We start from the raw sequence: 26483 nt of genomic DNA, 5'->3' as shown, positions 1-26483 counted from the left end.
CGGTAACGGCGGCTTAGGGTTTCGCCCTTACGGCGAGTCACCTTTTTCAGACGCCAAAAAGGTAACCCAAAAGGCTTGCTCCTGCGTTCGGCCCTCGCAGGCTCGGGTTCCTTCGCTCCGGGACTGATCCGGGCGCAGCGGCTCCGGTTTGCTTCGCTGCACCTCCTTCCGCTGTGTCTGGCTGCGCCAGACGGTCGCTGCGCTCCCACCCCCGGATCAATCCCTCCACTCAGCCTTCCGACGTCGCCGGTGAGTCAAGATCAAAAGCACGCGAGCTAACGCTCATTGTTGAGTGGTTAGAAGCGGGTGGTTAGCTTGGGATTTGTAGTGGATTCGCCCCTCATCGGAACGCCGCCCGCCCAGCCCTCTCCCGAGGGAGCGGGAGCGGGAGCCGATTTGTGGGCATTTCAAAGTCTGAGTTCAACTCGATATTGCATGTCGGCGTATGCCTCCAAACACCTCGGTCAGTCCCCTCTCCCTTCGGGAGAGGGCTAGGGTGAGGGGCTTTTGATTTTGCTCTGGCTTTTGATTTTGATCTGGCTCTTGATCTGGCTTTTGATCTTTTGCCCCTTCGGCAGGCTGCGCCCGGATCGGTCCCGTAACGAAGGTACCCCGAGCTTTAGCGAGCGGGCCGTACGCCGGGGCAAAGCCTTTTGGGTTACCTTTTCGCTGGGCCGGCACTCCGGCGTTTGGAAAAGGTGACTCGCTGTAAGAGCGAAACCATAAGAAGCCGTTACCGCAGCAACGGATATGCTCAGAATTCTGGAGGGCAAACCAAACAAAAACGGCCTCTATATAAGAGGCCGTTCCTGACACACCACTAAACCATCACAAAAAGAAAAAACCTTATTTGCGATCTTCCAGCGAAGTAATGTCACGCGACTCGTAACCGGTGTACAGCTGGCGCGGACGGCCAATCTTGTACGGGCTCGAGAGCATTTCCTTCCAGTGCGAAATCCAGCCGACAGTACGTGCCAGGGCGAAAATCACCGTGAACATGCTGGTTGGAATGCCGATCGCCTTGAGGATGATCCCCGAGTAGAAGTCGACGTTCGGGTACAGCGAGCGCTCGATGAAGTACGGGTCGGTCAACGCGATCTCTTCCAGGCGCATGGCCAGTTCGAGTTGCGGATCGTTGTTGATGCCCAGTTCCTTCAACACTTCATCGCAGGTCTGCTTCATGACAGTCGCGCGCGGGTCGCGGTTCTTGTAGACGCGGTGACCGAAGCCCATCAACTTGAACGGATCGTTCTTGTCCTTGGCCTTGGCGATGAACTTGTCGATGTTCGACACATCGCCAATCTCGTCGAGCATGGTCAGCACGGCTTCGTTCGCACCGCCATGGGCAGGGCCCCACAGTGCGGCGATACCGGCGGCGATACAGGCGAACGGGTTGGCACCCGAAGAGCCGGCCAGACGCACAGTGGAGGTCGAAGCGTTCTGCTCGTGGTCGGCGTGGAGGATGAAGATCCGGTCCATGGCCTTGGCGAGTACCGGGCTGATCGGTTTGATCTCGCACGGGGTGTTGAACATCATGTGCAGGAAGTTTTCCGCGTACGTCAGGTCGTTGCGCGGGTACATCATGGGTTGGCCCATGGAGTACTTGTAGACCATCGCTGCCAGGGTCGGCATCTTCGCAACCAGACGGATCGCGGAGATTTCGCGATGCTGCGGGTTATTGATGTCCAGGGAGTCGTGGTAGAAGGCCGAGAGGGCGCCGACTACACCGCACATGACGGCCATCGGGTGGGCGTCGCGACGGAAACCGTTGAAGAAGGTTTTCAGCTGCTCGTGAACCATGGTGTGGTTTTTCACGGTGCTGACGAACTGGGCCTTCTGTTCTGCGGTCGGCAGTTCGCCGTTGAGCAGCAGGTAGCAGGTTTCCAGGTAGTCCGACTTTTCAGCCAGCTGTTCGATCGGATAACCGCGGTGCAACAAAATGCCGTTGTCGCCGTCGATATAGGTGATTTTCGATTCGCACGAGGCGGTCGACATGAAACCCGGGTCGAAAGTGAAGCGGCCCGTGGCCGTCAGGCCCCGAACATCGATTACATCGGGACCAACGGTGCCGGTTAAAATGGGCAGCTCGACGGGGGCTGCGCCCTCGATGATCAACTGCGCTTTTTTGTCAGCCATGTGGCCTCCTATTTATGCTTGAACCATCAGACAGACCCCCCACGCAGGGCCCGCACCACTATAGTGAGATAAATTCGAATGTCAATTTGCCTAAAGTCTTGCTCCAGAAGGCTTTAAGCCGACTTTTTCCTCGAAATTGCCTGCCATTTACGCCTTTTATGCAACTTGTGCAATCCGCTATTGGGGGTAGGTGAACGCGTTGTCATTAGTAGCCTAACTGTCTATACTCGGCCACCGACCGCCAAGGGCTTTTGGGCTTGCTTTCATTGGGGGTCGCATCCCTGGGTGGTGGTTACCTGACCAGTGCACTCCCCAACAACTTTGCCCTGATTGTTAGGGGCTCTTCAGTGTGAAAAAAAAGCCGTGAAAAGCCAACGACCTGTAAACCTAGACCTAAGGACCATCAAACTCCCAGTCACTGCTTACACGTCCATTCTTCACCGTATCTCCGGTGTCATCCTCTTCGTGTGCCTTGCCATCATGCTTTACGCATTGGACAAGTCGCTGAGCTCCGAGGAAGGCTTCGGTCAGGTGAAAGCGTGTCTGACCAGTCCGCTAGCCAAGCTAGTGATTTGGGGCATCCTGTCCGCTCTGCTGTATCACCTGGTAGCCGGTGTGCGCCACTTGATCATGGACATGGGCATCGGTGAGACGCTGGAAGGCGGCAAACTGGGCTCGAAAATCGTTATCGCCGTTTCCGTGGTGGTAATCGTTCTGGCAGGAGTCTGGATATGGTAACTAACGTCACTAACCTGTCGCGTTCGGGCCTCTATGACTGGATGGCACAGCGTGTGTCTGCGGTCGTTCTCGCGGCTTACTTCATCTTTCTGATCGGATACATCGTCGCCAACCCTGGCCTCGAGTATGCCCAGTGGCATGAACTGTTCGCTCACAACGGAATGCGTATTTTCAGCCTGCTGGCCCTTGTTGCTCTGGGCGCTCACGCCTGGGTCGGCATGTGGACCATCGCGACCGACTACCTGACGCCAATGGCGTTCGGCAAGTCCGCAACGGCGATACGTTTCCTTTTCCAGGCAGTATGCGGCGTTGCGATGTTCGCTTACTTCGTCTGGGGTGTGCAGATTCTCTGGGGTATCTGATTCATGGCTAACATTCCAACGATTTCTTTCGACGCCATCATTATTGGTGGTGGCGGTGCCGGCATGCGCGCTGCGCTGCAGCTGGCACAGGGCGGCCACAAGACTGCGGTGATCACCAAGGTTTTCCCGACCCGTTCGCACACTGTATCCGCACAGGGCGGCATCACTTGCGCCATCGCTTCCGCTGACCCGAACGATGACTGGCGCTGGCATATGTACGATACCGTCAAGGGTTCCGACTACATCGGTGACCAGGACGCTATCGAATACATGTGTCAGGAAGGCCCGGCCGCTGTTTTCGAGCTGGACCACATGGGTCTGCCGTTCTCGCGTACCGAGCAAGGCCGCATCTACCAGCGTCCGTTCGGTGGCCAGTCCAAGGACTACGGCAAGGGCGGTCAGGCTGCACGTACCTGCGCAGCATCCGACCGTACCGGTCACGCGCTGCTGCACACGCTTTATCAGGGCAACCTGAAAGCCGGCACCACGTTCCTCAACGAGTACTACGCTGTTGATCTGGTGAAAAACCAGGAAGGCGAATTTGTTGGTGTGATCGCGATCTGCATCGAAACCGGCGAAACCTCCTACATCCGTGCCAAGGCCACCGTTCTGGCGACTGGCGGTGCAGGCCGTATCTACGCGTCCACCACCAACGCCCTGATCAACACCGGTGACGGCGTCGGCATGGCTCTGCGTGCTGGCGTGCCGGTACAAGATATCGAAATGTGGCAGTTCCACCCGACCGGCATCGCCGGCGCCGGTGTACTGGTTACCGAAGGTTGCCGTGGTGAAGGTGGTTACCTGATCAACAAGCACGGCGAGCGTTTCATGGAGCGTTATGCTCCGAACGCGAAAGACCTTGCAGGTCGTGATGTGGTTGCCCGTTCGATGGTCAAGGAAATCATCGCCGGCAACGGTTGCGGTCCGAATGGCGACCACGTGATGCTGAAACTCGACCACCTGGGCGAGGAAGTGCTGCACAGCCGTCTGCCAGGCATCTGCGAGCTGTCGAAGACTTTCGCCCACGTTGACCCGGTCGTTGCTCCGGTTCCGGTTGTGCCGACCTGCCACTACATGATGGGCGGCGTTGCCACCAACATTCATGGCCAGGCGATCACCCAGAACGCCGAAGGTCAGGACCAGATCATTCCTGGCCTGTTCGCGGTAGGCGAAGTGGCTTGCGTATCGGTACACGGTGCGAACCGTCTGGGCGGCAACTCGCTGCTCGACCTGGTGGTCTTCGGTCGCGCTGCCGGCCTGCACCTGGAAAAGGCGTTGACCGATGGCATCGAATACGACGACGCTACCGAGTCCGACATCGAAGCTGCACTGTCGCGTCTGAACGCGCTGAATAACCGTACCGACGGTGAAGACGTTGCCACCCTGCGTCGCGAGCTGCAAAGCTGCATGCAGAACTACTTCGGTGTATTCCGTACCGGCGAATACATGCAGAAGGGCATCGCTCAGCTGGCCGATCTGCGCAAGCGTATCGCCAACGTGAAGATCAACGACAAGTCGCAAGCGTTCAACACTGCACGTATCGAAGCGCTGGAACTGCAGAACCTGCTGGAAGTGGCTGAAGCTACCGCCATCGCGGCCGAAGTCCGTAAAGAGTCCCGCGGCGCTCACGCCCGTGAAGACTTCGAAGACCGTGATGACGAAAACTGGCTGTGCCACACCCTGTACTTCCCGGGTGACAAGCGCGTCACCAAGCGTGCCGTGAACTTCTCGCCGAAGACTGTTCCGACTTTCGAACCTAAAGTCCGGACTTATTAAGGGTGACCGCCATGTTGCAAGTCAGTGTTTATCGCTACAACCCTGATCAGGACGCTGCGCCGTTCATGCAGGATTTCCAGGTCGATACCGGTGGTAAAGACCTGATGGTGCTGGACGTGCTGGCCCTGATCAAAGAGCAGGACGAAGGTTTCTCCTATCGTCGCTCCTGCCGTGAAGGCGTCTGCGGCTCCGACGGCATGAACATCAACGGCAAGAACGGTCTGGCCTGCATCACGCCGCTGTCTGCCGTTGTAAAAGGCAACAAACTGATCGTTCGTCCGCTGCCAGGTTTGCCGGTTATCCGTGACCTGGTCGTCGATATGAGCATCTTCTACAAGCAATATGAGAAGGTGAAGCCTTACCTGCAGAACGACACGCCGGCTCCGGCCATCGAGCGTCTGCAGTCGCCAGAAGAACGCGAAAAGCTCGACGGTCTGTACGAGTGCATCCTGTGCGCCTGCTGCTCGACCTCTTGCCCGTCCTTCTGGTGGAACCCGGACAAGTTCCTGGGTCCAGCTGCACTGCTGCAAGCCTACCGCTTCCTGGCAGACAGCCGTGACACCAAGACCAGCGAACGTCTGGCTTCACTTGACGACCCGTTCAGCGTTTTCCGCTGCCGGGGCATCATGAACTGCGTCAACGTATGTCCGAAAGGCCTGAACCCGACTAAGGCCATCGGTCACATCCGTAACATGCTGCTTTCGAGCGGCGTGTGATTCAGCTGCTGTAACCGTTGCACCGTAGAGGCTGTGGCGCGGGCTTCAACCCGCGTCATGGCTATAACCAGAGCAGTAGCCATAAGCTGCAGCTCTTCTTTTGAAGAAATGAGACAAGCAGGGGCATCCGGGCTGGTACCCGGACTATCAGTGTGATCCTAGGTGGCTTGTTTTAGTCGCTGCATTCGGACTTCTGCAAGTTTGCTCGGTGTCGACACCGATGGTGTTCCCCTAACCGAGGGTGACCAAGCATGCAAGAAAGCGTGATGCAGCGCATGTGGAACAGCGCCTACCTTTCAGGTGGAAACGCTGCCTATGTGGAAGAGCTTTATGAGCTCTACCTGCACGACCCTAACGCTGTGCCAGAAGAGTGGCGCACCTACTTTCAGAAGTTGCCAGCCGACGGCAACTCTGCCACTGATGTTTCGCACTCGACGATTCGCGATCATTTCGTGCTGCTGGCAAAGAACCAGCGCCGCGCCCAACCGGTTTCCGCCGGCAGCGTGAGCAGTGAGCACGAGAAGAAGCAAGTTGAAGTGCTGCGATTGATCCAGGCCTACCGTATGCGTGGCCACCAGGCAGCCCAGCTTGACCCGCTGGGGCTGTGGCAGCGTCCTGCACCTGCAGACCTGTCGATCAATCATTACGGCTTGACCAATGCCGATCTTGATACGACCTTCCGTGCCGGCGACCTGTTCATCGGCAAAGAGGAAGCGAGCCTACGCGAAATTCACGAAGCGTTGCAGCAGACATATTGCCGCACCATCGGCGCTGAATTCACGCACATCACCGATTCCGAGCAGCGCCAGTGGTTCCAGCAGCGTCTGGAAAGCGTGCGTGGTCGTCCGACGTACTCCGCCGACATCAAGAGCCACCTGCTTGAGCGCGTGACTGCCGGTGAAGGCCTGGAAAAATACCTCGGTACCAAATACCCGGGCACCAAGCGTTTCGGTCTGGAAGGTGGCGAAAGCCTGATTCCTATGCTCGACGAACTGATCCAGCGTTCCGGCTCGTACGGCACCAAGGAAGTCGTCATCGGCATGGCCCACCGTGGCCGTCTGAACGTTCTGGTCAACACCTTCGGCAAGAACCCGCGCGAGCTGTTCGACGAGTTCGAAGGCAAGAAGAAGGTCGAGCTGGGTTCCGGTGACGTTAAATACCACCAGGGCTTCTCGTCCAACGTGATGACCACCGGCGGCGAAGTTCATCTGGCCATGGCGTTCAACCCGTCCCACCTGGAAATCGTTTCCCCGGTGGTCGAAGGTTCGGTGCGCGCCCGTCAGGACCGTCGCAACGACCTGACCGGTGAGAAAGTTCTGCCGATCTCCATCCACGGTGACGCGGCATTCGCCGGTCAGGGCGTGGTCATGGAAACCTTCCAGATGTCTCAGACCCGCGGTTTCAAGACCGGCGGTACCGTGCACATCGTGATCAACAACCAGGTCGGTTTCACCATCAGCAACCCGCTGGACTCGCGTTCCACCGAGTACGCCACCGACGTTGCCAAGATGATCCAGGCGCCGATTCTCCATGTGAATGGTGATGATCCGGAAGCCGTGCTGTTCGTGACCCAGCTGGCCATCGACTACCGCATGCAATTCAAGCGTGACGTGGTCATCGATCTGGTCTGCTACCGTCGTCGCGGCCACAACGAGGCCGACGAGCCAAGCGGCACCCAGCCACTGATGTATCAGCAGATCACCAAGCAGCGCACCACCCGCGAGCTGTACGCTGAACGCCTGACCCAGGCCGGTGTGCTCGACGCTGAACGTGTTCAGGCCAAGGTCGACGAATACCGCAACGCGCTGGACAACGGTCTGCACGTAGTGAAATCGCTGGTCAAAGAGCCGAACAAAGAGCTGTTCGTCGACTGGCGTCCGTACCTGGGCCACGCCTGGACTGCGCGTCACGACACGCGTTTCGATCTTAAAACCTTGCAAGAACTGTCCGCCAAGCTGCTGGAAATTCCGGAAGGCTTCGTCGTTCAGCGCCAGGTCGCGAAGATCTACGAAGACCGTCAGAAGATGCAAGCCGGCGGCCTGCCGATCAACTGGGGTTACGCCGAAACCATGGCGTACGCGACCCTGGCGTTCGAAGGTCACCCGATTCGTATGACTGGTCAGGACATCGGCCGCGGTACGTTCTCGCACCGTCACGCTGTGTTGCACAACCAGAAAGACGCGGGCACCTACATTCCGCTGCAGAACCTGTACGACGGTCAGCCACGTTTCGACCTGTACGACTCGTTCCTCTCGGAAGAAGCGGTACTGGCATTCGAATACGGTTACTCGACCACCACGCCAAACGCGCTGGTGATCTGGGAAGCCCAGTTCGGAGACTTCGCCAACGGTGCTCAGGTCGTGATCGACCAGTTCATCACCAGCGGCGAGCACAAGTGGGGCCGTCTCTGCGGTCTGACCATGCTGCTGCCACACGGTTACGAAGGTCAGGGCCCTGAGCACAGCTCGGCTCGTCTTGAGCGTTACCTGCAGCTGTGCGCCGAGCACAACATTCAGGTGTGCATGCCGACCACGCCGGCACAGATCTACCACTTGCTGCGTCGTCAGGTGATCCGTCCGCTGCGCAAGCCGCTGGTCGTGCTGACGCCGAAGTCGCTGCTGCGCCACAAGCTGGCCATCTCGACGCTGGAAGATCTGGCCGAAGGTTCGTTCCAGACCGTGATCCCGGAAATCGATGCACTGGACCCGAAAAAGGTCGAGCGCGTGGTTCTGTGCAGCGGCAAGGTCTACTACGACCTGCTGGAAAAACGCCGTGCCGAAGGCCGCGAAGATATCGCCATCGTGCGTATCGAGCAGCTGTATCCGTTCCCTGAGGACGACTTGAAAGAAGTCCTGGCTCCATACACCAACGTCAAACACGCCGTTTGGTGTCAGGAAGAGCCGATGAATCAGGGTGCCTGGTACTGCAGCCAGCATCACTTGCGTCGCAGCATCGCCAACCTCGACAAGACTCTCGTACTTGAGTACGCGGGCCGTGAGGCTTCGGCTGCGCCAGCTTGTGGTTACGCATCGATGCACGCCGAGCAGCAGGAAAAACTGCTGCAAGATGCTTTCACTGTTTAACGCCTTCGCGCTGACTGAAACCGAATTTTAAGGACCCACAGATAATGGCTATCGAAATCAAAGCCCCGTCATTCCCGGAATCGGTTGCCGATGGCACCGTTGCCACCTGGCACAAGAAACCAGGTGAGGCCGTCAAGCGTGACGACCTGATCGTCGACATCGAAACCGACAAAGTCGTGCTCGAAGTGTTGGCTGAAGCAGACGGCGTGCTGGGCGCAATCGTTGCCGAAGAGGGCGCTACCGTTCTGTCGAACCAGGTCCTGGGCTCGATCGAAGAGGGCGGCGCTGCTGCTGCCGCTCCTGCCGCCGCTGCTGCTCCGGCTGCTACTGCCGCTGCCGCACCGGCTGCTGCCGATGGCGAAGATGACCCGATCGCAGCTCCTGCCGCTCGCAAGCTGGCTGAAGAGAACGGCATCAACATCGCTTCCGTTGCCGGCACCGGCAAGGGCGGTCGTGTGACCAAGGAGGACGTGGTTGCTGCTGTTGCTGCGAAGAAAGCCGCTCCGGCTGCCGCGCCTGCCAAGGCTGCTGCTCCTTCGGCTGCTGCGCCTGTTTTCGCTGCCGGCGACCGCATCGAGAAGCGCGTACCGATGACTCGCGTACGTGCCACTGTGGCCAAGCGTCTGGTTGAAGCCCAGTCGAACATGGCGATGCTGACCACGTTCAACGAAGTCGACATGACCGAAGTCATGGCCCTGCGTTCGAAGTACAAGGACCTGTTCGAGAAGTCCCACAACGGCGTACGCCTGGGCTTCATGTCGTTCTTCGTGAAAGCGGCCACCGAAGCGCTGAAACGCTTCCCGGCTGTCAACGCGTCGATCGACGGCGGCGACATCGTTTACCACGGCTATGCGGACATCGGCGTTGCCGTTTCCAGCGACCGTGGCCTGGTGGTACCGGTTCTGCGTAACGCCGAGCTGATGAGCCTGGCTGAAATCGAAGGCGGCATCGCAACATTTGGCAAGAAAGCCCGTGACGGCAAACTGTCGATGGACGAGATGACCGGTGGTACCTTCACCATCACCAACGGTGGTACCTTCGGTTCGATGATGTCGACGCCGATCGTCAACCCGCCGCAGGCAGCGATCCTGGGCATGCACAACATCATCCAGCGTCCGATGGCCATCAACGGTCAGGTCGTGATCCGTCCGATGATGTACCTGGCTCTGTCCTACGATCACCGTCTGATCGATGGCAAAGAAGCTGTGACCTTCCTGGTGACCATCAAGAACCTGCTGGAAGATCCGGCTCGTCTGTTGCTGGATATCTAAAAAGCAGCTGCAAGCTTTCAGCTACAAGCCTCAAGCTCAAGGCGAGCGGGTGGGCTTGCAGCTTGAAGCTTGCGGCTTGTAGCTTTATTGCTAAAGAGGATTTTTTGAATGTCGCAGAAATTTGACGTAGTAGTGATCGGTGCCGGCCCTGGTGGCTATGTAGCGGCCATCAAGGCTGCTCAGTTGGGCCTGACCACTGCCTGCATCGAGAAGTACACCGACGCAGAGGGCAAGCAAGCCCTGGGCGGTACCTGCCTGAACGTGGGTTGCATTCCTTCCAAGGCGCTGCTCGACAGCTCGTGGAAATACAAGGAAGCCAAAGAGAGCTTCAACGTTCACGGTATCTCGACCGGCGAAGTCAAAATGGACGTCGCTGCGATGGTTGGCCGCAAGGCTGGCATCGTCAAGAACCTGACCGGCGGCGTTGCCACCCTGTTCAAGGCCAACGGCGTTACTTCGATCCAGGGCCACGGCAAGCTGCTGGCCGGCAAGAAAGTCGAAGTCACCAAGCCGGACGGTTCGGTTGAAGTCATCGAAGCGGAAAACGTCATCCTCGCGCCAGGTTCGCGTCCGATCGACATTCCACCGGCTCCGGTTGACCAGAAAGTCATCGTCGATTCGACTGGCGCTCTGGAATTCCAGTCCGTACCCAAGCGTCTGGGCGTGATCGGCGCTGGCGTGATCGGTCTGGAACTGGGTTCGGTATGGTCGCGTCTGGGTGCAGAAGTGACTGTTCTCGAAGCACTCGACACTTTCCTGATGGCAGCGGACACCGCTGTTTCCAAGGAAGCGCTGAAAACCCTGACCAAACAGGGTCTGGACATCAAGCTGGGCGCTCGCGTTACCGGTTCGAAAGTCAACGGCGAAGAAGTCGTCGTCAACTACACCGATGCCAACGGCGAACAGACCATCACTTTCGACAAGCTGATCGTAGCCGTTGGTCGCCGTCCGGTGACCACTGATCTGCTGTCTGCCGACTGCGGCGTGGAAATCGACGAGCGCGGTTTCATCGCGGTCGATGACCATTGCGTCACAGCTGTACCGGGCGTCTTCGCCATCGGTGACGTGGTTCGCGGCATGATGCTGGCCCACAAGGCGTCCGAAGAAGGCATCATGGTTGTCGAGCGCATCAAGGGCCACAAGGCTCAGATGAACTATGATTTGATCCCTTCGGTTATTTATACTCACCCGGAAATCGCGTGGGTTGGCAAAACCGAGCAGGCGCTGAAGGCCGAAGGCGTTGAAGTCAACGTCGGCACCTTCCCGTTCGCCGCTTCCGGCCGTGCCATGGCTGCCAACGATACAGGTGGTTTCGTCAAGGTCATCGCCGATGCCAAGACCGACCGCGTATTGGGCGTGCACGTGATTGGCCCGAGCGCTGCAGAACTGGTTCAGCAGGGCGCGATCGGTATGGAATTCGGCACCAGCGCTGAAGACCTGGGCATGATGGTTTTCTCTCATCCGACCCTGTCCGAAGCCTTGCACGAAGCTGCTCTGGCAGTGAATGGCGGCGCCATTCACATTGCCAACCGCAAGAAGCGTTAAGACATAATAAGAAACCACGGCGGTAGCGGCCCGTCGTGAGCCTTGCGAGCAAGACTCACCGCGGAATGTCCGCCGGACGCAGTCTTGCGTAGCCCAGCTACGCAAGCAGCAGTCACAGGTGGCGCGGCACTCAAACGAGCGCAGCGCCGAATGCGCAGTACCTAACGAAGACGGTAAAAAGCATGAATCTTCACGAGTATCAGGGTAAGCAGCTGTTCGCTGAATACGGCCTGCCAGTTTCCACTGGTTATGCAGTAGACACCCCGGAAGCAGCAGCAGAAGCTTGCGACAAGATCGGCGGCAACGAGTGGGTCGTCAAAGCCCAGGTTCACGCCGGTGGTCGCGGTAAAGCGGGCGGCGTAAAGCTGGTTCGCAGCAAAGAAGACGCCAAAGCCTTCGCACAGCAGTGGCTGGGCAAGCGTCTGGTGACTTACCAGACTGACGCCAATGGCCAGCCAGTCACCAAGATCCTGGTTGAATCGTGCACTGATATCGCTAAAGAGCTGTACCTGGGCGCTGTCGTTGACCGTTCGAGCCGTCGCATCGTGTTCATGGCTTCCACCGAAGGTGGCGTGGACATCGAGAAAATCGCTCACGACACTCCAGAAAAAATTCTCAAGGCCACTATCGATCCACTGGTTGGCGCTCAGCCATCCCAGGGTCGCGAGCTGGCATTCCAGCTGGGTCTGGAAGGCAAGCAGGTCACTCAGTTCGCCAAGATCTTCGTCGGTCTGGCCAAGCTGTTCAAAGACCACGACCTGGCTCTGCTGGAAGTGAACCCGCTGGTGATCAAGGCTGACGGCGATCTGCACTGCCTCGACGCGAAGATCAACATCGACGCCAACGCCATGTACCGTCAGCCTAAGCTGAAGGCTTTCCACGATCCGTCGCAGGACGATCCGCGCGAAGCGCACGCTGCCAAGTTCGAACTGAACTACGTAGCCCTGGAAGGCAACATCGGCTGCATGGTCAACGGTGCCGGTCTGGCCATGGGTACCATGGACATCGTCAACCTGCATGGCGGCAAGCCAGCCAACTTCCTCGACGTAGGTGGTGGCGCTACCAAGGAACGCGTTACTGAAGCGTTCAAGATCATCCTGTCCGACCAGAACGTCGCGGCAGTACTGGTCAACATCTTCGGCGGCATCGTTCGTTGCGACATGATTGCCGAAGGCATCATCGGCGCTGTGAAAGAAGTCGGCGTGAAAATCCCGGTTGTTGTTCGCCTTGAAGGCAACAACGCTGAGCTGGGCGCTAAAGTACTGGCAGAAAGCGGTTTGAACATCATCGCTGCTACCAGCCTGACCGACGCTGCTCAACAAGTTGTCAAAGCTGCGGAGGGCAAATAATGAGCGTCCTGATCAATAAAGACACCAAAGTTATCTGCCAGGGTATTACCGGTTCGCAAGGTAGTTTCCACACCCAGCAAGCCATCGAATACGGCACCAAGATGGTTGGCGGCGTAACTCCGGGCAAGGGCGGCACCGAGCACCTGGGTCTGCCAGTGTTCAACACTGTCAAAGACGCAGTAGCTGCCACCGGCGCTACCGCCAGCGTGATCTACGTTCCGGCTCCGTTCTGCAAGGACTCGATCCTGGAAGCGGCATTCGGCGGCATCAAGCTGATCGTTTGCATCACCGAAGGCATTCCTACCCTGGACATGCTGGACGCCAAGGTTAAGTGCGACGAGCTGGGCGTAGTCCTTATCGGCCCTAACTGCCCAGGCGTGATCACCCCAGGCGAATGCAAGATCGGCATCATGCCAGGTCACATTCACTTGCCAGGCAAGGTCGGTATCGTTTCGCGTTCCGGCACCCTGACCTACGAAGCTGTGAAGCAGACCACTGACGCCGGTTTCGGTCAGTCGACTTGCGTCGGCATCGGCGGTGACCCGATCCCGGGTTCGAACTTCATCGACATCCTGAAGCTGTTCCAGGAAGACCCGAAGACCGAGGCGATCGTGATGATCGGCGAGATCGGCGGTTCGGCTGAAGAAGAAGCGGCTGCCTACATCAAGGCTAACGTGACCAAGCCGGTTGTTTCCTACATCGCTGGTGTGACTGCTCCTCCGGGCAAGCGCATGGGCCATGCTGGCGCAATCATCTCTGGCGGCAAAGGCACTGCAGACGAGAAATTCGCTGCGCTGCAAGACGCAGGCGTTAAAACCGTGCGTTCGCTGGCAGACATCGGCAAGGCCCTGGCCGAGCTGACTGGCTGGGAAGTGAAGAAGTAAGCTTGGGCTGACTTTTTAGCTCCAGCAACAAAGGCCACCTTCGGGTGGCCTTTGTCGTTTCAGAGCAGCGGCAAGCTTCAAGCGGCTAGCTGCAAGATAGAAGCTTGCAGCTTGAAACTTGTAGCTTGCAGCTGCTTTTCTTATGTAAACGCGACACGGAAACGTCGCGTATCGGATAGTTCGCCCTCCAACAGTGCGTTTGTCAGGCAAATTCGTTAGGCTGGCAGCCATTTTTGCGTCCGCCGCCCACAAGGCAGCCACGCGCTTTAAGGGTCAGTCCCATACGGATCGACAGCATTTCCCTAATCCAACAGGGCAATCCCCCTCTAAATTCCGATTTCAGTAGTGTGGTATTACCTTAATGAAAGTTTTGAAAGGTCAGGACATCCTGGCACTTGGTTTTATGACGTTTGCCCTGTTTGTCGGGGCCGGTAACATCATCTTCCCGCCGATCGTCGGCTTGCAGGCCGGGCCTCATGTCTGGATGGCCGCGCTGGGCTTTCTGATCACCGCCGTAGGTTTGCCGGTGGTTACCGTGGTGGCGCTGGCCAAGGTTGGCGGCGCGATGGATGCGTTGAGCAGCCCGATCGGCAAGATCGCCGGTGGTATCCTCGCGGCGGCATGCTATCTGGCTGTGGGACCGCTGTTCGCCACTCCGCGTACCGCAACCGTATCCTTCGAAGTGGGTCTGGCGCCATTGACCGGCGAGAGCCCGCTGGCGCTGTTCCTTTACAGTTCGGTGTACTTCCTCTTGGTGTTCTTCATTTCGCTCTACCCTGGGCGTTTGCTGGATACCGTGGGCCGCTTCCTCGCGCCGCTGAAAATCATTGCGCTGGCAGTACTGGGCATCGCCGCGTTCGCCTTGCCGGCGGGTGACATCGGTCACGGCACTCCAGAGTATGTGGCGGCACCGTTTTCCCAAGGCTTCATCAATGGTTACCTGACCATGGATACCCTCGGCGCACTGGTATTCGGCATCGTTATCGTCAACGCGATTCGCTCTCGTGGCGTCGAGTCGCCGGCGCTGATCACCCGTTACGCGATCATCGCCGGGCTGATTGCCGGCGTGGGTCTGGCACTGGTCTACGTCAGCCTGTTCCGCCTCGGGTCCGGCAGCCATGAAGTTGCCGTCGGCGCGACCAACGGCGCGGCGGTGTTGCATGCTTACGTACAGCACACCTTCGGTTCGCTGGGCAGCGGTTTCCTTGCGGTGCTGATCTCGCTGGCGTGTCTGGTCACGGCGGTCGGCCTGACCTGTGCCTGTGCTGAATACTTCAGCCGTGTGCTGCCACTGTCCTACAAGACGCTGGTGATTATCCTCGCAGCGTTCTCGCTGCTGGTCTCCAACCTCGGTCTGACCAAACTGATCGCCTTCTCGATTCCGGTACTCACCGCGATCTACCCGCCGTGCATCGTTCTGGTCGCGCTGAGCTTCTGCAAGGATTTCTGGCATGAGCACGGGCGCATTCTCGGCCCGGTGATGCTGGTTTCCTTCGTTTTCGGCACCATCGACGCCCTGAAAGGCGCTGGTCTGGCCGATTGGATGCCAACTCAGCTGACCCATCTGCCGCTGAGCGAGCAGGGTCTGGCGTGGCTGGTCCCGTGCGTGATGACCCTGGTAGTCGCCGTGGTCTGTGATCGCCTGCTGGGCAAACGCAGCGAAGTCACTGCCTGACGTAGTTTGGACCCGCCACAAGCGGGTCGAGCACGGTTAAACAGAAATGCCCCGTATCAATCGATACGGGGCATTTTTTATGCGCGGGAGGCAGTGTCTTTTTTGCTGAGCTAACGTCGAAGGGTTGCCGAAATCGTTATGTGGGAGCGAGCCTGCTCGCGAATGCGTTATGTCAGCCGCCATGAGTGTTGCGTGGTACGCCGCTTTCGCGAGCAGGCTCGCTCCCACAGGTCATTCATACCGTGATCACATTTCACAAGGAATTGCATGTCGTTCATCCAAGCCAATCTGATCCACCTGCTTGCCGCCGTCTGGTTTGTCATCTGCTGGGGCGGGTATACCCGTTATGCCACCTGGAAGGCTCGCGATACAGCGTGTCTGGCCAGCGTGTTGCACCTGTACCGCGAAGACTGGATGCGCCGCATGCTGCTGCGTGACAACCGCATCGCCGATGCCAGCGTGATCGGCAATCTGGAGCGCAACGCCTCTTTTTTCGCCTCCAGCACGCTGATCATCCTCGCCGGTATTCTCACCGTGCTCGGCGCGTCCGACCGAGCCGTGTCGTTGTTGGCGGATATTCCGATGGTGCAGCAGGCGTCGCAGGGCATGTCGGAGATCAAGTTGCTGTGCCTGGCACTGGTGTTCATCTATGCGTTCTTTACTTTCAGTTGGTGCATGCGCCAATACAACTTCGCTGCGATTCTGGTCGGTTCAGCGCCGATGATCGGTGAGCGCCAAGTGACCGAGCAGGAACGCAAGGCCTTCGCTTCGCGGGCGGCGCGGGTGATTTCGATGGCGGCCAACCAGTTCAACTTCGGCCTGCGCTCTTATTACTTCGGCATGAGCATGCTGGCGTGGTTCGTCAGCCCGTGGCTGTTCATGATCATGAGCGCGGGCGTGGTGGTGGTGTTGTATCGCCGCGAGTTTCATTCCGACGTTCTCGATGTCATGGTCTATACCCCTACAGAGGCGCCCGTCCCTGAGGCGAACAAAGAGGCTGTTTGATGAGTATTCCGTTCTGGTGTGTGTTTATCAGTGCTTTATTGATCTACGTGGCGCGCATGCCGGTGGCCAAGGCCATGAAAGAGCAGGGCGGCTATGACAATCACCTGCCGCGGCAGCAACAGGCGCAGTTGACCGGCTTCGGTGCGAGGGCGCTGGCGGCCCATCAGAACAGCATCGAAGCCTTCATTCTGTTCGCGGTCGGTGTGCTGATGGCGCACACCACGCAAACTGCGGGTTGGCTGATCGATGCGCTGGCGATCATCTTCGTGATCTCGCGAGTGTTCTATCTGTGGTTCTATCTGGCCGATCTTGCGAAGTTGCGCAGCCTGATGTGGCTAGTTGGCTTCATCTGTTCGTTGTTGCTGATGATTAGTCCGACTTTTAGAACCGTGTTGCTCTAACCGGTAAATCGCAGGCAAAAGAAAACCCGCACTTGGCGGGTTTTCCTTTCACACCACAAAGCTTATTGCTTTTTGGCGGCTTCTTCTTGAGCAGCGGCGTTCGATTCAGCCTGAGCTTTGGCAGCTTCGGCGTTTTCTTTTGCTGCGTCGTTCACTTTATCCTGAGCTTTGTTCATGTCTTGCTGAGCTTGCTCAGCATGTTGGTTGGCATCTTGAGCTTTGTCCTCGGATTTTTTATCGCAGGCAGCGAGACCGAGGGAAGCGGTCAACATCAAGGCAATAGCTAAAGTCTTACGCATGGGGTGTATCTCCTTATGGAAAATAACTACTGGCCTTAAGAACTCGGCGCTACGGGTTAAGTTCCTCAATTGTTTCAGATATATAAGTTTGTTTTATCACGGAACTTTTGCCGCTTTTCTCAATACTGGCACAAGGCCCAAACGCGAGTAATTATCACATGGCCGAAAACCCCGTTTTTGAGCGCGCGACGCGCTTTTTATCGGCATTGCGCCACTGTCAGGTCTTGGGTCTGCAAGTGCACAGTGCTTCCAGCGAAGGGCTGACGGTGATCCTGCCGTACAGCGAAAAAATCGTCGGCAATCCCGAAACCGGAGTCATCCACGGCGGTGCCATCACTTCATTGATGGACACTGCATGCGGCATGTCGACCCTGTGCGTGCTGCCGGAGTTCGAAGTCTGTCCGACCCTCGATCTGCGCATCGACTACATGCACGCCGCCGAACCGAACAAAGCCGTGTACGGCTTTGCCCAGTGCTATCGCGTCACCACCGACGTGATCTTTGCCCGTGGTTTTGCCTACCAGGACGATCCCGAGCAACCGATTGCCCACGTCGTCGGCACATTCATGCGCATGGGCATCGGTCTGAAGGGCAGCAAAGGTTTCGCGGGCGCGATCAAGGGAGCCGGCCAATGAGCAACGATCTCAGGGAGCAGCTGCAACAGGCTCACGCGCTGGGCGATTACGCGCCGCTGCTGGCATTGATTCCTTATGCCGGGCTGATCGGTATCGAGTGCTCGCGAGTCGGCGATGAGCTCTTGTTCAAGCTGCCGGCGAACAAGGACAACATTGGTAACCCTTTATTGCCGGCGATCCATGGCGGGGTGATTGCCGGGTTCATGGAGCTGGCCGCAGCCCTGCATCTGCTGATTTTCACCGGCACGCCGGGTGTGCCGAAGATCATCGATTTTTCCCTCGATTACCTGCGCGCCGGGCAGTTTCGCGACACTTGGGCCAGGTGTCAGGTGTGCCGCCAGGGCCGTCGCGTCGCCAACGTTGCGGTCACTGCGTGGCAGAGTACCGAGGCCGAACCGATCGCCACGGCCCGCGCGCACTTCAAAATTGATGAGCCCTTGAAATCCTGAACAGCGCCCCCAACTCAGATGACAACCCGCCGCAGACCATTCGGGTCGCGGCCAATGCCATCTGATTGGAGTTTGATGACCATGAGTGTGGAAACTCAAAAGGAAACCCTGGGCTTCCAGACCGAGGTAAAGCAGCTGCTGCACCTCATGATCCATTCGCTGTATTCGAATAAGGAAATTTTCCTTCGCGAATTGATCTCGAACGCCTCTGACGCTGTCGACAAGCTGCGCTTCGAAGCCCTGGCCAAGCCGGAGTTGCTCGAAGGTGGCGCTGAGCTGAAAATCCGAGTGAGCTTCGACAAGGACGCCAAGACCGTCACCCTCGAAGACAACGGTATCGGCATGAACCGTGACGATGTGATCACCCACCTGGGGACCATCGCCAAATCCGGCACCGCCGATTTCATGAAAAACCTGTCCGGCGATCAGAAGAAAGATTCGCACCTGATCGGCCAGTTCGGTGTCGGCTTCTACTCGGCCTTCATCGTTGCCGACAAGGTTGATGTCTACAGCCGTCGCGCCGGCACCGATGCCAGCGAAGGCGTGCACTGGTCGTCGAAAGGCGAGGGCGAGTTCGAAGTCGCCACTATCGACAAGCCAGAGCGCGGCACCCGCATCGTCCTGCACCTGAAGTCCGGTGAAGACGAATTCGCGGATGGCTGGCGTCTGCGCAACATCATCAAGAAGTACTCCGACCACATCGCTTTGCCGATCGAACTGCCGAAGGAAGTCACTCCGGCCGAAGGCGAAGAGGCCCCCGCCGTTGAATGGGAAACCGTCAACCGCGCCAGCGCCCTGTGGACCCGTCCGCGCACTGAAGTCAAAGACGAGGAATACCAGGAGTTCTACAAACACATCGCTCACGACTTCGAGAATCCGCTGTCGTGGAGCCACAACAAGGTTGAGGGCAAGCTCGAGTACAGCTCGCTGCTGTACGTGCCGGCCCGCGCGCCGTTTGACCTGTACCAGCGTGAAGCGCCGAAAGGCCTTAAGCTGTACGTGCAGCGTGTGTTTGTCATGGATCAGGCCGAGTCGTTCCTGCCGCTGTACCTGCGCTTCATCAAAGGCGTGGTCGATTCCAACGACCTGTCGCTGAACGTGTCGCGTGAGATCCTGCAGAAAGATCCGATCATCGATTCGATGAAAACCGCGCTGACCAAGCGTGTGCTCGACATGCTGGAAAAACTGGCGAAGAACGAGCCTGAGCAATACAAGGGCTTCTGGAAGAACTTTGGTCAGGTCATGAAAGAAGGCCCGGCAGAAGACTTCGCCAACAAAGAGAAAATTGCCGGTCTGCTGCGTTTCGCATCGACCCAGGGCGACGACGGCGAGCAGGTTGTCGGTCTGGCTGACTACCTGGCTCGCGCCAAGGAAGGTCAGGACAAGATCTACTACCTCACCGGCGAAACCTACGCGCAGGTCAAGAACAGCCCGCACCTGGAAGTCTTCCGCAAGAAAGGCATCGAAGTGCTGCTGCTGCTGACCGATCGCATCGACGAGTGGCTGATGAGCTACCTCAGCGAATTCGACGGCAAGACGTTTGTCGACGTGGCGCGCGGTGACCTCGATCTGGGCAACCTGGACTCGGAAGAGGACAAGAAGGCCGCAGAAGAAGTCGCCAAGTCCAAAGAAGGCCTGGTCGAGCGTCTGAAAACTGCGCTGGGTGATTCCGTGGCTGAAGTCCGCGTATCCCATCGTCTGACCGATTCGCCGGCCATTCTTGCCATCGGCGAACAGGACCTCGGCCTGCAAATGCGCCAGATCCTCGAAGCCAGCGGGCAGAAAGTCCCGGATTCGAAGCCGATCTTCGAATTCAACCCGAGCCACCCGCTGATCGAGAAACTCGATGGCGAGCAGAGCGAAGAGCGTTTTGGCGACCTGTCGCACATCCTCTTCGATCAGGCCGCTCTGGCGGCGGGCGACAGCTTGAAGGATCCGGCCGCATACGTGCGCCGTCTGAACAAGCTGCTGGTTGAACTGTCGGTTTGATCACGTTGTAGGAAAAACCCGCTTCGGCGGGTTTTTTCGTTCTGGTGTTTACACAATCAGGAGTCAGAAATGAGCCAAGTCACTGTACGTTCCGTGGTCTATCAGATTGACGACCAAGCCTATGAAGGCCGCCTGGCGTTCGACGCCGAGCATAAGGCTGCGCGCCCGGGTTTGCTGATGGCGCCGAACTGGATGGGCGTCAGCGCCGGTGCCGAAGACATCGCCAAAGCGGTAGCGGCCAAGGGTTACGTGGTGCTGATCGCGGATGTCTACGGCCAGAGCGTACGTCCGCAGAACGCTGATGAGGCGCTGGCAGCAATGATGCCGCTCAAGGACGACCGCGCGCTGTTGCGCAAACGTCTGCAAGTGGCTTTCGAGCAATTGCAGAGCCAGGGCGAAGCAGCGGTCGATACGTCGAAACTGGCAGTGTTCGGTTTCTGCTTCGGTGGTTGCTGTGCGCTGGACCTGGCCCGCACTGGCGCGCCGGTAAAAGCGGCGGTGTCGTTCCACGGCACGCTGGATTCGCCAAACCCGGCGGATGCGCAGAACATCAAGGGCTCGGTGCTGGTGCTGCACGGCGCGTCCGATCCGTTAGTGCCGAAGGAGCAATTGCCGGCGTTCGAAGAGGAAATGAACGCAGCGAAGGTCGACTGGCAACTGCTCAGCTACGGCGGCGCGGTGCACTCGTTTACCGATCCGCACGCCAATGTGCCGGGCAAGATGATGTACGACGAAAAGACCGCCAAGCGCGCGTTCAAGTCGATGCATGATCTGCTGGATGAAGTGTTCAACGGCTGAGTCAGTTTTCAGGCGCTGACTTGATCGGTGTCTGATCTGGCCTCTTCGCGAGCAGGCTCGCTCCCACAGAAAATGCATCACTAACCACTGTGGGAGCGAGCCTGCTCGCGAAGACTGACTGAGGCCCTCTACAAATCTCAGGGTAATTCGATCCGCTCGACTTCCCCCGGCACCGTCGGCCAATCCTTGGCCGCCCATTTGCGCCGTGCCTCATCAATCGCCGCCGGATCGCTTGCAACAAAATTCCAGTTGATCCGCCTCGGACCGTCCAGCGCCGCGCCGCCGAACACCACCGCGTGCACATCGCTTTCGGCAAACAGGCTCATCTCTTCTCCGGCTGGCAACACCACCAGCGCATGCGGCTCGATCGCCTCGCCATTCAATTGCGCATCACCGCTCAACACATACACCGCGCGTTCTTCATGCTCGGTGGGAATCAGCAGTGTGGTCGCGGTCTGCATCTTCACTTCCGCATACAACGTAGGAGAAAGCACCGGCACCGGCGATTCCAGGCAAAAGCCTGACCCGGCAATCATGCGAATCTGCACGCCAAGGTTATCGCTGACCGGCAACGTCGCTGCCGGGTGATGACTGTAATGCCCCGGGCCTTGTTCGTGGTCCTTGGGCGAGGCCAGCCAGACTTGCAGGCCGTGCAGGGTGAAGGTCTCGGCAAGCAGTGGCGCAGGCGTGCGCTCGACGTGGGCAATGGCGCTGCCAGCGGTCATCCAGCTGACATCGCCGGCACCGACCACTTGATCGGAGCCCAGACTGTCCTTGTGCTGCAATTGCCCTTCGAACAGATAGGTAAGTGTCGACAGGCCAATGTGCGGATGCTGTCGGATGTCCATACCTTTGCCCGTCGGATAAATCGTTTCGAGCATGTGGTCGAAAAACACGAAAGGCCCGACGTTGCGGCATTTGGCTGACGGCAGCGGGCGCAGAATCGGCTGGCCTTCGACGTCTTCGGCGCGCGGGCGGATGATCAGGAGTGGCGTGTCCATGGTGCATTCCAGGCTGAGCGGGTGATGCCAGAAGCATAACCCGCCGCTGGCATCAGGAGGATTATTGGCTGTCGAAGCCTTGTGGTGCGTGAGTTTCGATGCTGACTTCGCTGGTGGTCATCAATTTGTGAATCGGGCAGCGATCGGCCACACGCAGCAGTTCCTCGCGCTGGGCGTCAGTCAGCACGCCTTTGAGCGTCAGGGTGACATGCAGGGCGTATTTGCCTTTCTGTTCCTGGCTGTTGTCGCGCTTTACCTCGACTCCTACGCCGGTCAGCGGGATGTCTTTTTTCTTCGCATACATTTTCACAGTCAGCGCTTTGCAGGCGCCCAGCGCAGCGTCGAAGTAATCGTGTGGCTCTGGCGCGGTGCCTTCACCCCCGGCGGTTTTCGGTACATCGGCAAACAATTCGTGGTCGTCGATCTGGACGGTGTGACGAAAACCTTCGGCGGAGACGGTATTGACGGTAACAGTCATGGAAACCTCACAGGCGGCAGGAAAAATCGTTCGATCAAAGCAGACCTTGCAGTTATAGAGCATTCCCGGCAGTGGGCGTTCCGCTTTTCCGCAGGGATGAACCCTTGTCGTTCGGGCGCGGTCTAGGCTATGCCCATCTGCCGGAGATTACTTGTGTCCTTGTCTCGTCTGAGTCTTGCCTGTCTGCTGCTGTTCGCTGGCAGCGCCAGTGCCCGCGAATACACCTACAGCGATGCGCACCTGCATTACGTGGATTTTTTCCAGGAAAGCGCCGGCATGCAGAAACTGCTCACGGCCATGAAGGACAATTCCATCGAGCACGTGATGATTTCCGGGATTCCCGTGGCGAAGAAATGGCATGAAGACGAACCCAAGCGCCCGCGCTATTACGCCGGTGATGACGCCGATGCCTATTGGTACAGCGCCACCGATGTGATCATTGCCGACGCGGTGGAAAAACTTGCGCCGGAGCAGCGCCAGTACTTTCATCCGTTCCTGTCCGGCTTCAATCCCAATGACAAGAATTCCGCCGCGCACATTCAGCGCATGCTCGACCTGTATCCGGGTTTGTGGCAGGGCATCGGCGAGGTGTTCACCCGGCACGATGACCTGACCGCGCTGACCTCCGGCGACACACCCCGGGCCAACAACGAGGCGATGACCAGGATCTATCACCTCGCCGCGGAAAACGACCTGCCGGTGATGCTGCATTCCAACATCACCTCCAAGCGTGAGAAAAATCCGTTGTACCTGAAAGAAGTCGAAGAGCCGCTGCGCAATCATCCGCATACGCGATTCATCTGGGCGCATGCCGGCACCAGCGCCGAGATCCATCGGCATCAGACCCAGTTGCCGTTTCTCCTGCCAACCCTGACGCGCATGCTGGAGGCTTATCCGAATCTGTTTATCGACCTGTCGTGGAGCATGCTCACGCCGTATCTGCTGGACGAGCAGGGCAAGCCCCGCGCCGAATGGCTGGCGCTGGTGGAAAAGTATCCCGAGCGCTTCATGCTCGGCTCTGACGTGGTAGGACGGTTCAACAAGCTCGGTCAGGAAATGCACAGCTACAAGCCATTTCTCGATGCGCTGCCGGAAGCGGTGGCGCGCAAAGTCGCGCGGGATAACTTCCTGGCAATCTTGCCGCGCAATACAGGTAAACCCGCTGCTCCGCGCTGAAACGTCAAAGCCATGGGTTCGGACTAGCCGCTCGTCTGCCTATCGCTTTTTCGTCTTACGCAATTTCAGGGCAATGCCGATACCTTCTAAAGCAACCCGCTGCAGGCTGATGCAGCGCTTTTGGAAGGAGCCAGAGTGATGAATATCCGTAGTCTCAATATTGCCCCGCGTGCCGGTCTCGGTTTTGGCCTGCTCGCCTTGATGGTGTTTGCCCTCGGCGCGTTCGCCTTGCTGCAAATGTCGAACATGCGTGCGCAGTCCGATGAAGTCGACAACAACTGGCTGCCAAGCGTGATGGCGGTGGGTGAGATGAGCCAGGACATGCTGCGCCTGCGTGCCTTGACCATGCGCCTGTTGCTCAACCGTGTCCCCAAGGCACTGGAGCAGAATGTCGCCAAGCTCGACGAGCTGCGCAGTGGCTTGAGCGAAGCGCAGCAGCGTTATGACTCTTTGATCGTGCTGCCTGAAGAGCGCGTATTGTTCGAACGCTTCAAGGGCACCGAGCACAAATACCTTGAGCTCCAGGCACAAGTCCTACAGCTGTCGGCGCAGAATCGGGTTGCTGAGGCTTCGACTATTCTCAATGATCAGATGAGCCCGCTGGCCGATGAAATCGCCGCCACTTTGCGTGAGCTGGTCGAGTTGAATAAACAGAATGCCGGTCTGGCCACTGAGGCCGCGCGGCTGGTGTTTAAGCAATCGCGGCTGTGGGTCGCAGTAATGATCGCCATGGCCGCGCTGATTACCGTCGGCCTGGCATTGCTGCTGACGCGCAGCATTGTCGTGCCGTTGTCGCAATCGCTCAGCGTGGCCGAAGTAGTGGCCGGTGGGGATTTGACCGGCGACATTCACATCGTTGGCAAAGACGAGCCGGCGCGCCTGCTGCAAGCGCTGAAAAGCATGCAGCACAATCTGCGCGACACAATCCGCCGAATCTCCGAGTCGTCCACGCAATTGGCCTCGGCTGCCGAAGAACTCAGCAGCGTCACTGAAGACGCCACTCGCGGCTTGCATCAGCAAAGTCAGGAAATCGAACAGGCCGCCACTGCGGTCAACCAGATGACAGCAGCGGTGGAAGAGGTGGCGAACAACGCCGTGGCCACGTCTGAAGCTTCCCGCGAATCCGACCGCATCGCCCGCCAAGGGCGCGAGCAAGTGCAGCAGACAGTGACGTCGATCGAGTTTCTTGCCGGCGACGTCACCAACAACGCAGCGCAGGTCGAGGCGCTGGCGCAAAAGGTTCATGGCATCAGCAAAGTGCTGGACGTGATTCGCTCGATTGCCGAACAGACCAACCTGCTTGCCCTCAACGCCGCGATCGAAGCGGCGCGCGCCGGCGATGCCGGGCGTGGCTTTGCGGTGGTGGCTGATGAAGTGCGGGCGCTGGCTCATCGCACCCAGCAGTCGACCCAGGAAATCGAGCAGATGATCGGCGGGATTCAGCAGGGCACCGATTCGGCGGTCAGTTCGATGCAGCAGAGCAACTCAAGGGCGCGTTCGACCCTCGAGCTGGCGAAGAGCGCAGGCTCGGCTTTGGAGGAAATTGCCTCGGCGTTTACCTTGATCAACGAGCGCAATCTGGTCATCGCCAGCGCCTCGGAACAGCAGGCGGCGGTGGCGCGCGAGGTGGATCGCAACCTGATGAATATTCGTGATCTGGCAATGCAGACATCGGCAGGGGCCAATCAGACCAGTGCGGCGAGTCAGGAGTTGTCGAAGTTGGCGGTGGATCTGAACGGGATGGTGGCGCGGTTTTCGGTGTGAGTTTGACCTTCAAAAGCCCCTCACCCTAACCCTCTCCCGGAGGGAGAGGGGACTAATCCTGCGATGCTTTGGAATCCATATTCGACTCGGTTTCTCAGCTCGATGGTTAGCGGCAGACACCTCGGTCGGCTCCCTCTCCCTCGGGAGAGGGCTGGGGTGAGGGGTAGGCCGCCGCGCAGTATCATCGAACAGATAAACAAAAGCCCCGCGTTCGCGGGGCCCTTTGTTCTGCTATGGATCAGCTGCCTTTAACGGTTTTGCCGTTAACCGTGCCGTCCTGGAGCATGATGTTGTACTCCTTGCCGTCAGTCTCGACCTGTTGCAGGCGCACCAGCAGGTAATCCCAGTCCTTGGCGAACCACAGCACGGTGATGCGCTTGCTTTGTGTCGGATCGCGCACGCGTTCGACCTTGATCGCGTCGATCTGGCCGGCCTTGGTGTCGACCTTTTCCGAACCCAGCACGCGGAAATCATAGGTATCGACTTCGCCATCATCAACCACCTGATAGCTCATGCTTTTCTTGCCGGCGGCAACGTCGTGCTGCAGCGCCAGTTGATAGGTCGACTTGTCGACCATGCCACGGTTCAGCGGGATCTTCACTGCGTCGCCACGGTCGGTGCCGGTCACCAGTTTGTTGGCCCAGTCGAAGTCCAGATCCGCTTTTTTCGCTTTGCCCAGACCACCGCGTTCAAAGTGGTAGGACTGTGGCAGCAGGGTGTCCTTGTCCAGCTTCAGTGTGCTTTCTTCAGTCAGGCTGGCGATCATCATCGACGCCTTGAAACTGAGTTTCCAGACACCGTCGGCTTCCTTGGTCAGGCTGCGTTCGGCGGTGCCGCTCATGGGCAGCTGCTTCCAGTCGGCGGTGTAGCTGGCGGAGAACGGTTGAAGGTCCGCTGCCTGCGCGAAGGGCAGGGCGAGCAGAGCGCAAGCGAAGAGCAGGGCGCGACGCATA

General features: G+C 58.4%; 23 protein-coding genes. 18 read left to right on the top strand and 5 right to left on the bottom strand.

Translation table 11 applies throughout. The annotated features are described in order from the left end of the window. Window positions 1–846: 846 nt before the first annotated feature. Entirely contained in the window at window positions 847–2136 is a 1290-nt protein-coding gene (gene gltA / locus ND528_RS04180) for a citrate synthase (protein WP_101158686.1), read from the bottom strand. A gap of 363 nt (window positions 2137–2499) precedes the next feature. Here gltA and sdhC point away from each other — a divergent pair, with 363 nt between their 5' ends. The 12 genes from sdhC to ND528_RS04120 all read left to right on the top strand — a co-directional run bounded on the left by sdhC (window position 2500) and on the right by ND528_RS04120 (window position 16941). Further along, a complete protein-coding gene (gene sdhC / locus ND528_RS04175; protein WP_016773673.1) occupies window positions 2500–2874 on the top strand; it encodes a succinate dehydrogenase, cytochrome b556 subunit in 375 nt (124 codons plus the stop codon). Then, complete coding sequence (gene sdhD, locus ND528_RS04170; protein ID WP_008049683.1) at window positions 2868–3236, top strand: succinate dehydrogenase, hydrophobic membrane anchor protein; 369 nt, start codon at window positions 2868–2870, stop codon at window positions 3234–3236. The genes sdhC and sdhD overlap by 7 nt, the downstream gene beginning before the upstream one ends. A gap of 3 nt (window positions 3237–3239) precedes the next feature. Next, window positions 3240–5012 (top strand): succinate dehydrogenase flavoprotein subunit, encoded by a 1773-nt coding sequence (sdhA, locus tag ND528_RS04165; RefSeq protein WP_024012149.1) that lies wholly within the window; start codon window positions 3240–3242, stop codon window positions 5010–5012. 11 nt (window positions 5013–5023) lie between these two features. Continuing rightward, entirely contained in the window at window positions 5024–5728 is a 705-nt protein-coding gene (locus tag ND528_RS04160; RefSeq protein ID WP_016773675.1) for a succinate dehydrogenase iron-sulfur subunit, read from the top strand. 251 nt (window positions 5729–5979) lie between these two features. Then, window positions 5980–8811, top strand: a complete 2832-nt coding sequence (locus ND528_RS04155) for a 2-oxoglutarate dehydrogenase E1 component (RefSeq protein ID WP_042607586.1) — start codon at window positions 5980–5982, stop codon at window positions 8809–8811. Window positions 8812–8855: 44 nt separating this feature from the next. After that, a complete protein-coding gene (gene odhB / locus ND528_RS04150; RefSeq protein WP_024012151.1) occupies window positions 8856–10082 on the top strand; it encodes a 2-oxoglutarate dehydrogenase complex dihydrolipoyllysine-residue succinyltransferase in 1227 nt (408 codons plus the stop codon). 108 nt (window positions 10083–10190) lie between these two features. Beyond that, window positions 10191–11627 (top strand): dihydrolipoyl dehydrogenase, encoded by a 1437-nt coding sequence (gene lpdA, locus ND528_RS04145; RefSeq protein ID WP_016773678.1) that lies wholly within the window; start codon window positions 10191–10193, stop codon window positions 11625–11627. Window positions 11628–11809: 182 nt separating this feature from the next. After that, complete coding sequence (gene sucC / locus ND528_RS04140) at window positions 11810–12976, top strand: ADP-forming succinate--CoA ligase subunit beta (protein WP_016773679.1); 1167 nt, start codon at window positions 11810–11812, stop codon at window positions 12974–12976. Further along, complete coding sequence (gene sucD / locus ND528_RS04135; RefSeq protein ID WP_016773680.1) at window positions 12976–13860, top strand: succinate--CoA ligase subunit alpha; 885 nt, start codon at window positions 12976–12978, stop codon at window positions 13858–13860. The genes sucC and sucD overlap by 1 nt, the downstream gene beginning before the upstream one ends. 361 nt (window positions 13861–14221) lie before the next feature. Then, the gene (gene brnQ / locus ND528_RS04130; protein ID WP_016773681.1) at window positions 14222–15535 is read left to right on the top strand and encodes a branched-chain amino acid transport system II carrier protein; all 1314 of its coding nucleotides are present in this window, start codon (window positions 14222–14224) and stop codon (window positions 15533–15535) included. 267 nt (window positions 15536–15802) lie between these two features. Next, complete coding sequence (locus ND528_RS04125) at window positions 15803–16540, top strand: DUF599 domain-containing protein (RefSeq protein WP_263469756.1); 738 nt, start codon at window positions 15803–15805, stop codon at window positions 16538–16540. After that, window positions 16540–16941, top strand: a complete 402-nt coding sequence (locus ND528_RS04120) for an MAPEG family protein (RefSeq protein WP_016773683.1) — start codon at window positions 16540–16542, stop codon at window positions 16939–16941. The genes ND528_RS04125 and ND528_RS04120 overlap by 1 nt, the downstream gene beginning before the upstream one ends. A 62-nt stretch (window positions 16942–17003) precedes the next feature. On the opposite strand, the gene ND528_RS04115 is transcribed toward ND528_RS04120, so the two are convergent. Next, window positions 17004–17240 carry a hypothetical protein gene (locus tag ND528_RS04115; RefSeq protein ID WP_007959016.1) on the bottom strand — a complete coding sequence of 79 codons (237 nt, stop codon included), beginning with the start codon at window positions 17238–17240 and terminating at the stop codon, window positions 17004–17006. Between the two features lie 158 nt (window positions 17241–17398). Between ND528_RS04115 and ND528_RS04110 the strand changes: the two genes are divergently transcribed. From ND528_RS04110 to ND528_RS04095, 4 genes are all read left to right on the top strand, one after another. Next, window positions 17399–17875, top strand: coding sequence for a PaaI family thioesterase (locus ND528_RS04110; protein ID WP_130912567.1), 477 nt, complete (start codon window positions 17399–17401; stop codon window positions 17873–17875). Continuing rightward, window positions 17872–18324 carry a PaaI family thioesterase gene (locus ND528_RS04105; protein ID WP_130912566.1) on the top strand — a complete coding sequence of 151 codons (453 nt, stop codon included), beginning with the start codon at window positions 17872–17874 and terminating at the stop codon, window positions 18322–18324. The genes ND528_RS04110 and ND528_RS04105 overlap by 4 nt, the downstream gene beginning before the upstream one ends. Window positions 18325–18405: 81 nt before the next feature. Further along, window positions 18406–20313 (top strand): molecular chaperone HtpG, encoded by a 1908-nt coding sequence (gene htpG, locus ND528_RS04100; RefSeq protein WP_263469755.1) that lies wholly within the window; start codon window positions 18406–18408, stop codon window positions 20311–20313. A 69-nt stretch (window positions 20314–20382) separates the two neighbouring features. Then, window positions 20383–21111, top strand: a complete 729-nt coding sequence (locus ND528_RS04095) for a dienelactone hydrolase family protein (RefSeq protein WP_137215964.1) — start codon at window positions 20383–20385, stop codon at window positions 21109–21111. A gap of 137 nt (window positions 21112–21248) precedes the next feature. On the opposite strand, the gene ND528_RS04090 is transcribed toward ND528_RS04095, so the two are convergent. Next, window positions 21249–22112 (bottom strand): pirin family protein, encoded by an 864-nt coding sequence (locus ND528_RS04090; RefSeq protein ID WP_263469754.1) that lies wholly within the window; start codon window positions 22110–22112, stop codon window positions 21249–21251. A gap of 61 nt (window positions 22113–22173) precedes the next feature. Then, window positions 22174–22590, bottom strand: a complete 417-nt coding sequence (locus tag ND528_RS04085) for an OsmC family protein (protein WP_016773690.1) — start codon at window positions 22588–22590, stop codon at window positions 22174–22176. A 129-nt stretch (window positions 22591–22719) separates the two neighbouring features. Between ND528_RS04085 and ND528_RS04080 the strand changes: the two genes are divergently transcribed. Together ND528_RS04080 and ND528_RS04075 are read left to right on the top strand one after the other, a co-directional pair. Beyond that, entirely contained in the window at window positions 22720–23766 is a 1047-nt protein-coding gene (locus ND528_RS04080; RefSeq protein WP_269076911.1) for an amidohydrolase family protein, read from the top strand. 138 nt (window positions 23767–23904) lie between these two features. Next, window positions 23905–25530 (top strand): methyl-accepting chemotaxis protein, encoded by a 1626-nt coding sequence (locus tag ND528_RS04075; protein ID WP_263469752.1) that lies wholly within the window; start codon window positions 23905–23907, stop codon window positions 25528–25530. A gap of 238 nt (window positions 25531–25768) precedes the next feature. Here the strand turns inward: ND528_RS04075 and ND528_RS04070 are convergent, their stop codons facing one another. Continuing rightward, entirely contained in the window at window positions 25769–26482 is a 714-nt protein-coding gene (locus ND528_RS04070; RefSeq protein WP_056783915.1) for a DUF3108 domain-containing protein, read from the bottom strand. Window position 26483 lies beyond the last annotated feature (1 nt).

This window comes from Pseudomonas mercuritolerans (assembly GCF_025706525.1).
Taxonomy (GTDB): Bacteria; Pseudomonadota; Gammaproteobacteria; order Pseudomonadales; family Pseudomonadaceae; genus Aquipseudomonas; species Aquipseudomonas mercuritolerans.
The sequence above is the reverse complement of the archived record's forward strand: the minus strand, read 5'-3'. Positions and strand labels throughout refer to the sequence as shown.